Origin of the sequence: Azospirillum sp. B4 (assembly GCF_000333275.1) — a bacterium.
In the GTDB taxonomy this organism is placed as follows: Bacteria; Pseudomonadota; Alphaproteobacteria; order Azospirillales; family Azospirillaceae; genus Nitrospirillum.
This window is the reverse complement of record NZ_BACU01000345.1, coordinates 1-9,736: the sequence shown is the minus strand read 5'-3', so window position 1 is coordinate 9,736 and position 9,736 is coordinate 1. Positions and strand designations below refer to the sequence as shown.

The 9,736-nt window shown below is 67.0% G+C and carries 10 protein-coding genes; 9 read left to right on the top strand and 1 reads right to left on the bottom strand.

Features of this window, described 5'->3' with window-relative positions; all coding sequences use genetic code 11:
- From I55_RS15280 to I55_RS15275, 3 genes are all read left to right on the top strand, one after another.
- The coding region (locus tag I55_RS15280) for a phosphatase PAP2 family protein (protein ID WP_044561446.1) at window positions 1-766 on the top strand (766 nt) is incomplete at its 5' end.
- A gap of 147 nt (window positions 767-913) precedes the next feature.
- On the top strand, window positions 914-1,183 hold the full coding sequence (locus I55_RS36010; RefSeq protein ID WP_148293759.1) for a hypothetical protein: 270 nt from the start codon (window positions 914-916) through the stop codon (window positions 1,181-1,183).
- Between the two features lie 235 nt (window positions 1,184-1,418).
- Window positions 1,419-1,796: a PilZ domain-containing protein gene (locus I55_RS15275; protein ID WP_044561445.1), complete on the top strand. Its 378-nt coding sequence runs from the start codon at window positions 1,419-1,421 to the stop codon at window positions 1,794-1,796.
- A 37-nt stretch (window positions 1,797-1,833) separates the two neighbouring features.
- On the opposite strand, the gene I55_RS15270 is transcribed toward I55_RS15275, so the two are convergent.
- Window positions 1,834-3,141: a bifunctional diguanylate cyclase/phosphodiesterase gene (locus I55_RS15270; RefSeq protein ID WP_049974159.1), complete on the bottom strand. Its 1,308-nt coding sequence runs from the start codon at window positions 3,139-3,141 to the stop codon at window positions 1,834-1,836.
- A 327-nt stretch (window positions 3,142-3,468) separates the two neighbouring features.
- Between I55_RS15270 and I55_RS15265 the strand changes: the two genes are divergently transcribed.
- From I55_RS15265 to I55_RS15240, 6 genes are all read left to right on the top strand, one after another.
- Window positions 3,469-4,182 carry a YdcF family protein gene (locus I55_RS15265; RefSeq protein ID WP_252181164.1) on the top strand — a complete coding sequence of 238 codons (714 nt, stop codon included), beginning with the start codon at window positions 3,469-3,471 and terminating at the stop codon, window positions 4,180-4,182.
- A gap of 62 nt (window positions 4,183-4,244) precedes the next feature.
- Window positions 4,245-5,390 carry a lytic transglycosylase domain-containing protein gene (locus I55_RS15260; RefSeq protein WP_252181163.1) on the top strand — a complete coding sequence of 382 codons (1,146 nt, stop codon included), beginning with the start codon at window positions 4,245-4,247 and terminating at the stop codon, window positions 5,388-5,390.
- 43 nt (window positions 5,391-5,433) lie between these two features.
- Window positions 5,434-6,516, top strand: a complete 1,083-nt coding sequence (locus tag I55_RS15255; protein ID WP_083901136.1) for a septal ring lytic transglycosylase RlpA family protein — start codon at window positions 5,434-5,436, stop codon at window positions 6,514-6,516.
- Window positions 6,517-6,757: 241 nt separating this feature from the next.
- Window positions 6,758-7,915 carry a D-alanyl-D-alanine carboxypeptidase family protein gene (locus I55_RS15250; RefSeq protein ID WP_049974157.1) on the top strand — a complete coding sequence of 386 codons (1,158 nt, stop codon included), beginning with the start codon at window positions 6,758-6,760 and terminating at the stop codon, window positions 7,913-7,915.
- A gap of 4 nt (window positions 7,916-7,919) precedes the next feature.
- Window positions 7,920-8,564, top strand: coding sequence for a dTMP kinase (gene tmk, locus I55_RS15245; protein ID WP_044561442.1), 645 nt, complete (start codon window positions 7,920-7,922; stop codon window positions 8,562-8,564).
- On the top strand, window positions 8,564-9,682 hold the full coding sequence (locus I55_RS15240; RefSeq protein ID WP_044561441.1) for a DNA polymerase III subunit delta': 1,119 nt from the start codon (window positions 8,564-8,566) through the stop codon (window positions 9,680-9,682). The genes tmk and I55_RS15240 overlap by 1 nt, the downstream gene beginning before the upstream one ends.
- The last annotated feature ends 54 nt before the right edge of the window (window positions 9,683-9,736 follow it).

Genomic DNA, 9,736 nt, shown 5'->3' with positions numbered 1-9,736 from the left:
GATGAACGGCTTTGACAGCGCCATCCAGGAGTTCCTGACAACCCACGCTTTCAGGTCAGAAGGGGTGAATCACGCCATCCACACCATCTCCAGCTTTTCCCTGTTCAAGGGGCTGTTTCCGGTGGCCGTGCTGTGGTGGGTGTGGTTCCGGGGTGGCAAGCGCGGCCTATGGGAAAAGGAGATGGTCATCGCCACCTTCGCCAGCGGCTTGGTGGCGCTGGGGGTGGGGCGAGGGCTGGCCCATTTCCTGCCGTTCCGCCAGCGTCCCATCTACGACCCGGACGTGCCCTTCCATTTCCCGCTCAGCGGCACCAGTGAAACCATCCTCAGGACCTGGAGCTCGTTTCCCAGTGATCACGCCATGCTGTGGATGTCGGTGTCCACCGGCATCTTCCTGGTATGGCGGGGTGTCGGCGTCGCCGCCATGGCCTATACGGCCGTCTTTGTCTGCCTGGTGCGGATTTACTTGGGCCTGCACTATCCCACCGATGTGCTGGCGGGGGCCTTGATTGGCGTGGCCATCACCGTGCTGATGACGCGCGACACCGTCCGCCGCCTCTACGCCACCCCTATCCTGCGGGTCATGATGCGCTTTCCCGCACCCTGTTATACCCTGGCTTTCCTGTTTTGTTTCGAGTTGGTCACGCAGTTCGACGAGATCCGCATGATCGGGCAATCCGTGCACAAGGTCCTGGAGGCCCACCAGGTCGAGAGCCCGTCCTTGCGAATGGTAAGTCCGGCCGAGGCCGCGACGCCGCGCAATTAAGGCCCAGTACAACTGGAACAATGCGACCGATCTGTTGCCACTTTGGAGATAGCCCCACCGCCGCAATTCCGAGACCATTTCATAAACTGTATAAACGACTTTCGTTGTAGGTCTCGTGCCCACTGTTGTCAGGGGAGACTTTGGACCATGTCCAATCCTCACGACGATCGCCAGGGCGATCCAAGTGCAACGATAAGAAGTTCCCAGCTTGGGGAGCATCAGCCTGGGGACCAAATCACAGCCCACCGCACGGCGGCGGATATCGCCTTGAGCCGGGCGGCGGAAATGCTGTCCGGTATACGCGCCACCCGCGCCTATGCCGACGCCAGCCCTGAGGAACGGCTGGAGTTGGAATTCTATATCCTTGACCTGGCGGATATCCGCTCCCCGTCCAATGGCGCGCAGGCGCGGCCTTAGCCTTCCATCATTTCCATTTGCCCTCGTTCCCACTGCAGGGGAGGCCGCTGCGCACTCCCAACAGTCGCGCCAATGAACCATGGGGTGTGTGCCTCAGAAGATACTCGCGGGAAAGGCATTCCTCCCAGGCATTTGCGTCGCTGTTCCTTTGGCGGCACACTGCTATGATGGCGCGGCTGAACGGGTTCGGTTGGCGAATGGGCGGCCGCAGGGCTTGGCGTCAGGGGAGAGGCTCATGGCCTGGGGCGATATCAAGCGTGTCCTGTCCAATCTGGTGCGGCCCAACAACCGCCGCACCTACGACCGCCTGTCGGTGGACAGCGAGGTGCAGCTGAGCTGCGGTGACACCATCGTCTCCTGTCGCATTGCCGATGTATCCGCCGGCGGCGCCTTCCTCACTCCCGGACCTGACTTGCCCATAGGGACGGAGGGCGTGCTGCGCTTGCCCGGCGCGCCGGTGGCCGCCGCCGTACGCATCGTGCGCCGGACTGAAAACGGCGTGGGCATCGAGTTCAAGCGTGACGGAGTGGGCGCCATCGTGGCCGGTTGGGTTCGTGCCGTCAGCGGCACCGGTCCCACCAAGCAGGACGATACGGCCCAACCGTCGGTATGATTTTCCAAGGAAGGCTACCGGCCCTAACAGCCGGACGTCACAGCCCGCAGAACGCTTCGAATTCCTTGACGGGCAGGGGGCGGGCGAACAGGTAGCCCTGGCCTTCCTCCACCCCCATGCCGCGCAGCAGGTTGCGCTCGCTCTCCGTCTCCACGCCCTCGGCCACGACCTTCAATCCCATGGCCTTGGCCATGGCGACGATGGCCTGCACGATGTGGCGGGTGCTGCTGTCCTGTTCCATATCCTGGACGAACTTGCGGTCAACCTTCAGGCAATCCAACGGCAGCTCGCGCAAGTAGGACAGCGAGGAATAACCGGTGCCGAAATCATCCAGCGCCAGGGCCACGCCGCAGTCGGCGATCCACGCCATCTGGCGCAACGCGCCCTCCAAATCCTCCGGCAACACCGATTCGGTGATCTCCAGCTGCAGCAGGTGGGGGGGGATGCCCGTCTCGCGCAGCAGCACGTCGATCAGGGCCGGCAAATGGCCCCATCGGAACTGACGCTCCGATACGTTGACGGCGATCTGCAGCGGCTGTCGTCCGGCCTCGATCCAGGTCTGGATCTGGCGGCAGGCGGCACGCAGCGCCCATTCGCCGATGGGCACCATCAGGCCCGTCTCTTCCGCGATCGGAATGAATTCCATGGGGTAGAGCAGGCCACGGGTGGGATGGCGCCAGCGGATCAGCGCCTCCCCCCCGATGGGGGTGCCATCGGCGATGGACACCTTGGGCTGGTAGTGCAGGATGAAGGCCTCATCCAGGATGGCCTGGCGCAGCTCCGTCTCCGTGATCAACTGGTGGCGCAGCCGGTCACGCATCTGTTCGGTGTAGTGCAGGTAGTGGACAGAGCCGGATTTCGCCACCTCCCCCTGGGCGATGGCGGCGTTGCGCAGCAACGTCTGGCCACTGGCGCCATCATCGGGCGATACCGCCACACCGATCTTCGCCACCATGTACAGCAGCCGCCCTTCGACCAGAATGGGCTCGGCCACGCGGGCGGCCAGGGCGGAAGCGGTGAACAGCGCCTTGCTGGCGTGGCTGAGGTCGGGCAGGAACAGGGCAAATTGGGTCCGGGCGATTCGGCAAACGACATCGCTGCCGCCGCACAGGCTCAGTACCCGTTCCGCCATGGTGGCCATGGAGGTGTCCAGCGCCTGCTGCCCCATCAGCTTGTACAATTCCGCCATGCGCGAGATCTCGATCACCAGCACGGCGCAGGGGCCGCTATGGCTACCCAGGTGATCATCGATACGGCGTGTGAAGACGGAAATATCCTGCAAAGCACCGGCACCGGTGGGTGCCGCGTCGGATCGGGCGACGACGGTCAGGCAGGCTTCGGTCACGATAGGGGCTGGGCCGGCTTGTTCTCGATTGATTTTGACCTTAGACCATTTCGTGCGCCCGCCGCATGAGGAAACTGCGCTGTCCATGCAATATTCGGCAAATTCCACGAAACCCGGTGTGGTCCACCCCGGGCGTACCCAACCGCCGGTTACAACGGTAGGCAGGAAGGTCTGGTGGACTTTCCCGACAAAAGATTATGGGGAACAAACACCTTGAGCTTCGCCCTATCCAAAATCTTCTGGGCATTGAGCGCGCCGGGCAATTTATTGCTTTTATTTTTATTGGCGACACTTTTTACAACCAGGGGCTTTGAGCCGCAGCATTCCTTGCGTCGCGCCCGCGCCGCGGCGCTGGCGCTGCTGATCGTCGCGGTGGTGCCAGTGGGGGCGTGGAGCATGCGGGCGCTGGAAACCCGCTTCCCCGCGCCAACGGCGCTGCCCGACCATGTCGATGGCATCATCGTCCTGGGCGGCTCCGTCGATCAGATCGCAACGGCCGAGACAGGCCGGCCCGAGGTCAATGGCGCCGCCGAGCGGCTGATGGTCATGCCCGAACTGGCCCGCCGCTATCCGAACGCCCGCATCATCTTTTCCGGCGGTTCCGGCGAACTGCGCGATCCGGATGAGAAGGAAGCGCCCGTGGCCCGCGCCGCCCTGGAGGAGATGGGCATGGACATCAGCCACGTCACTTTCGAGGGGGAGTCGCGCAACACCTGGGAGAACGCCCGGTTCAGTCGTGATCTGATGCGGCCCGAGCCGGGCCAGACCTGGCTGCTGGTGACCTCGGCCTTCCACATGCCCCGGTCGGTGGGTATCTTCCGCCGTGTCGGTTGGCCGGTGGTGCCCTATCCCGTGGACATACGGGCGCCGAAGGTCTTGCTGTACCGGCCCAGTTTCGATCTGCTGGGGGGGCTGGAACTGCTGTCCCAGTCGGTGCACGAATACATCGGGTTGGTGGCCTATCGCCTGATGGACCGCACGGACAGCCTGTTTCCGGGACCGGAACGGCCGGCACCCGATATCGCCACCAAATCGCCGTGAATCACCGGCCCATTCACCCCGGCGCCTTCCGCCGCATCGCTTTCGCCCAAGGATTCCGCCTCGTGACCTGCCCGCCTGCCTGCCGCGCCATCAGCCGTACCTTCCTGTCCCGTAGCACGGCTGTCGGCCTTCTGTCCGCGCTGCTGCTGACCGGCTGCGCCGGGGGACCACCCGCCGCCGCCAGCGCGCCGGCTCCGCAGGGGGCCGCCCCAGCGGCGGCACCAGCAGCGGCACCGGCCACCTCCGCCGCGCCCCCGCCCACGGTGATCACCCCAGAGCAACAGGCGGACTTCGCCCGCTGGCTGGACGGCGTGCGCCAGGAGGCCATGGCCCAGGGCATCAGCAAGGCGACCCTGGATGCCGCCCTTGGCAATGTGCAGGAACTGCCCCGCGTCATCGACCTGGACCGCAAGCAGCCGGAGGGCACTGTAACCTTCGCCACCTACGCCGGCCGCGTCCTGACCAACGACCGCATCCAGAAGGGGCGGGAGATGATGCGGCAGAACGCGGCGCTGTTGGCCCAGGTCAGCGCCCGGTACCACGTGCAGCCGCAGTACATCGTGGCGCTGTGGGGGCTGGAGACCAATTACGGCAAGATCACCGGTGGCTTCCGCATCATCGACGCCCTGGCCACCCTGGCCCACGACGGCCGGCGCCCCGCCTATTTTCGCAAGGAGCTGATCCAGGCCCTGCGCATCGTGGAGGAGGACAAGGTCGATCCCGGGACCATGAAGGGCTCCTGGGCCGGCGCCATGGGCCAGGTGCAGTTCATGCCCAGCGCCTTCTTCAAGTTCGCGCAGGACTTCGACGGCTGCGGCCGGCGCGACATCTGGACCAAGACCCCGGACGTGCTGGCCTCCGCCGCGAATTACCTGTCCACCGTGGGCTGGGACGCCGGCACCACCTGGGGGCGGGAAGTGAAGCTGCCGGCCCCTAATGCAGGAAAGGGGGGGCTGGACGCCGCCTCCGCCGCCGGCCTGGACAAGAAGCGCACCCTGGCGGAGTGGGCCAAGGCCGGCGTGCGGGCGCTGGACGGCAAGGCGCTGCCGGCGCGGGCGCTTTCGGCATCCTTGGTCATCCCCGATGGGCCGGATGGCCGCGCCTTCCTGGTCTATGACAATTACCGCACGATCATGAACTGGAACCGGTCCACTTATTTCGCGACCACCGTTGGTTTGCTGGCCGATCAACTTGGCGCGGCGCTGTGAACTGTTGTAGGGTGCAGCCACAATCCATAGCGGTGTGCGAGTGATGAGCCGGGCAAATCTGGTGAAGCGGACGGCGGCGGCCACCGCTGCCAACGAATCGACGTGGCAGTTTCCGTTGAAGACGGCGGCCCTGGCCGGTCTGTCGCTGGGCGCCCTGCTGATGGCCGGTTGCGCCCACAAGCAGGAGGCGCCGGCCCCCGCCACCTCCATCAAGACCGCGACTCCGACCGCGCCCGCCGGCGGCCAGCCCGGCTACAAGGTGGGCAATCCCTACCAGATCGGCGGTATATGGTACTACCCGCGCGCCGATTACGATTACGACCAGACGGGTATCGCCAGCTGGTACGGCCCCGGCTTCCACCAGGAACGCACCGCCAACGGCGAGACCTTCGACCAGAATGAGCTGACGGCCGCGCACCAGACCCTGCCCATGCCCAGCCTGGTGCGGGTGACCAACCTGGACAACGGCCGGTCCATCGTCGTGCGCATCAACGACCGCGGCCCCTTCGCCGCCGGCCGCATCATCGACCTGTCCCGCCGGGCCGCCCAGTTGCTGGGCATGGAACAGCAGGGCACGGCCAAGGTGCGGGTGCAGATCCTGGCGGACGAGAGCCGCGCCATCGCCGCCGCCGCCATGCAGGCCGGCGGTGCCCAGGTGGCCCTGAACACGCCGCCCGCCACCGCGCCCGTGCCCACCACCATGGCGGATGGCAGCCCGGTGCCCAAGGCCGCCCCCCGCCCCAGCGTGACGGTGCAGGGCCAGGCCCTGCCGCCGGCCAAGCCGGCGACGCCGGAGCGCACGGTGGCGGCGCCCACCACCATTCCCGGCACGACGGAGCCCGATGGCCGCTTCATGCCGGCCCCGGTGGTGCAGCAGGTGGCGGTTGGGCCGGGCCCGAAGCGCATCTACGTGCAGGCCGGGTCCTTCACCCTGTACGACAACGCCAACAAGCTGCGCGCGCGTCTGGCCAGCATCGGCCCGTCCTTCATGGCCCCCACCATGGTGAACGGGACGCAGTTCTTCCGCGTCCGCGTCGGCCCACTGGACACGCCGGAGCAAGCCGACCAGGTGCTGGACCAGGTCGTAGCCGCCGGCAACAACGGCGCCCGCGTCATCGTCGAATAGACGGGGTCGAATAGACGGGGTCGAATAGACGGGGTCGAATAGACGGGGTCGAATAGGCCGGGTCGAATAGGCGGGGCTTGCCAACGCCCGGCAGGCCGCCGCACCCTGTTCAGGTACTGGCGCCGGGTGTGACATTTTGGCCATAGGCCGTCCGAAAGACTGGTACGGCCGGCGGCCATGGGGCATGAAGCCCGCACAGATGCTTTAGGGCTATCGGACACGCAGTCGGGATAGAAGAGACATGGAACTTAAGGTTTTGGCGAAGGGCGCCCTGGTTTTGGGGCTGTTGGGCGGTCTTCTCAGCACGACGACTCACGCCGCCACCATCGATACCGAGGCGCGCCAGGCCATCCTGATGGATGCCGACACCGGTACCGTCCTGTTCGCCAAGAACGCCGACCAGCACATGCCGACGTCGTCGATGAGCAAGGTCATGACCATGTATATGGTTTTCGACCGGCTGAAGAACGGCAAGCTGTCGCTGGAGGACAGCCTGCCAGTCAGCCGCCGCGCCTGGGAACTGGGCGGCGCCAAGACCGAAGGCTCCACCATGTACCTGCCGCTGGGCGCCAACGTGAAGGTGGAGGATCTCATCCGCGGCGTGCTGGTGCAGTCCGGCAACGACGCCACCATCGTGCTGGCCGAGGGCCTGGGCGGCACGGAGGAAGCCTTCTGCCGCAACATGACCAAGCGCGCCCACGACATGGGTATGAAGGACAGCAACTTCACCAACGCGGCCGGCCTGCCCGACGCCAACCACTACTCCTCGGCGCACGACCTGGCGATCCTGGCCATTCACACCATCCACGACTTCCCCGAGTACTATCATTATTTCTCGGAGCTGGAGTTCACCTATAACAAGATCAAGCAGGGCAACCGCAACCCGCTGCTGTATCGCAACATGGGCGTGGATGGCCTGAAGACCGGCCATACCGAGGCTGGCGGCTACGGCCTGATCGCGTCGGCCAAGCGCGGCGACCGCCGCCTGGTGCTGGTGGTCAACGGCCTGACCAGCATGCAGAGCCGCGCCGATGAGCCCGCCCGCCTGCTGGAATGGGGCTTCCATGAGTTCGACGATTACGCCCTGTTCAAGGCGGGCGAGACGGTGGACACCCTGCCGGTGTCGCTGGGCACCGCCGACGCCGTGCCGGTGACCATCGCCGATGGCCTGAAGATCACCCTGACGGCGGAACAGCGCCGCGCCATGAAGGTGGCGGTGGTCAGCCAGCTGCCGCTGGCCGCCCCCGTGGCCAAGGGCACGGTCGTCGCCACCCTGAAGGTTACGGCACCGGACCTGCAGACGGTGGAAATCCCCCTGCAGGCGGCCAACGACGTGCCCCGCCTGGGCCTGTTCGGCCGCATGGGTGCTGGCCTGCACCGCATGATCTTCGGCAGCTGAACCGATGATGACCGGCCGGTTCATCACCCTGGAGGGCGGGGAAGGGGCGGGCAAATCCACTCAGATCCGTCTGCTGGCCCAGGCACTGGCGGCCCGGGGGTTGGAGGTGGTGACGACGCGTGAACCCGGCGGCGGCAGCGACGGCGCCGCCGCCATCCGCAGCCTGCTGGTGGCCGGCGACACCCCCTGGCAGCGCCTGACCGAGGCGTTGCTGCACAACGCCGCCCGGCACGAGAATGTCGAGGCCCTGGTGCGCCCGGCGATCGCCCGGGGCGCCTGGGTGCTGTGCGACCGCTACGTCGACAGCACGGTGGCCTACCAGGGTTATGCCATGGGCGTGGATCGGCGGATCCTGACGGATCTGCACCGCCTGTCCACCGGCGGCCTGATGCCCGACCTGACCCTGGTGCTGGATCTGCCCGTGGCGGCCGGCTTGGCCCGCGCCGGAACACGCCCGGGGGCGGAAGACCGGTACGAGCGCATGGGCACCGCCTTCCACGAGCGTCTCCGCCAGGGCTTCCTGGACATCGCCGCCGACGATCCCGCCCGCTGCGTCGTCATCGACGCCACGGCGAACATCGAGACCGTGCAGGCCCGCCTGCTGGACGCGGTGCTGGCGCGCCTGCCCCCCGCGAAGGGATCCGCCTGATGCCGGCGCCGGCCTTCGATCGGGAGAGCGTGCCAGCCCCCATCGCCACCCATGACCTCATGGGCCACGCGGCGGCGGAACAGACCCTGTTGAAGGCCGCCACCGGCGGACGGCTGCACCACGCCTGGCTGATCGGCGGCCCGCCCGGCATCGGCAAGGCCACGCTGGCCTACCGCTTCGCCCGCTTCCTGCTGTCCGGCGGGGCGGAGCAGCAAGGAGACGGCCTGTTCGGCGCGCCGCCGCCGCCCACCAGCCTGTACGTCTCCCCCGAGAACCCCATCGCCCGCCGCGTGGCCGCCGGCGCGCATGGCGACCTGCTGACCATACAGCGCACCTGGGATGAGAAGCGGAAGCGCTTCAAGCGCGACCTGCCGGTGGAGGAGGTGCGGCGCATCGCCCCCTTCCTGCGCCTGACGGCGGCGGAGGGCGGCTGGCGCATCGTCGTCGTCGACGGCGCCGACCAGATGAATCCCAGCGGCCAGAACGCCATCCTGAAAATCCTGGAGGAGCCGCCACCCCGCGCCCTAATCCTGCTGGTGGCGGACAATCCCGGCGCGCTTCTGCCCACCATCCGCTCACGCACCCGCACCCTGATGCTGGACCCGCTGCCCACCACCACGGTGCGCAGCCTGGTCAACCGCATCATGCCGGAGCTGGAGATGGGCGACGCCGCGGCGCTGACCACCCTGGCGGATGGCAGCATCGGCCGAGGCCTGGACCTGGCCGCCGCCGGCGGGCTGGACCTTTACCGCGTGCTGCTGGGCGTGCTGGACACCCTGCCGCGCCTGGACCTGGCCGCCGCCCACGCCCTGGCCGACCAGGTGGCACGCGCGGGCCAGGACACCGTGTGGGAGACGACCACCGACCTGCTGCTGTGGTGGCTGGCACGCTTCAACCGGTCGCTGGCGCGGGGTATCCCGGCGGCGGAGATCGTGGAGGGTGAGGCCGCCCTGATGGAACGGCTGTCCTTCGCGGCGCGCCGGGATCGTGCGCTTGATCGGTGGATGGAGGTATGGGACAACGTCAACCGCCTGTTCGCCAAGGCGGAAGGCGCCAATCTCGATCGCAAGCAGGTGATGCTGAGCGCGCTGCGCACGATCGAGGCGGCGGCGTCCTAAGCGCCGCAAGCGGTGCCTGCGCGCCCTAAAGAATAGACCGACAGCCTGTAGCCG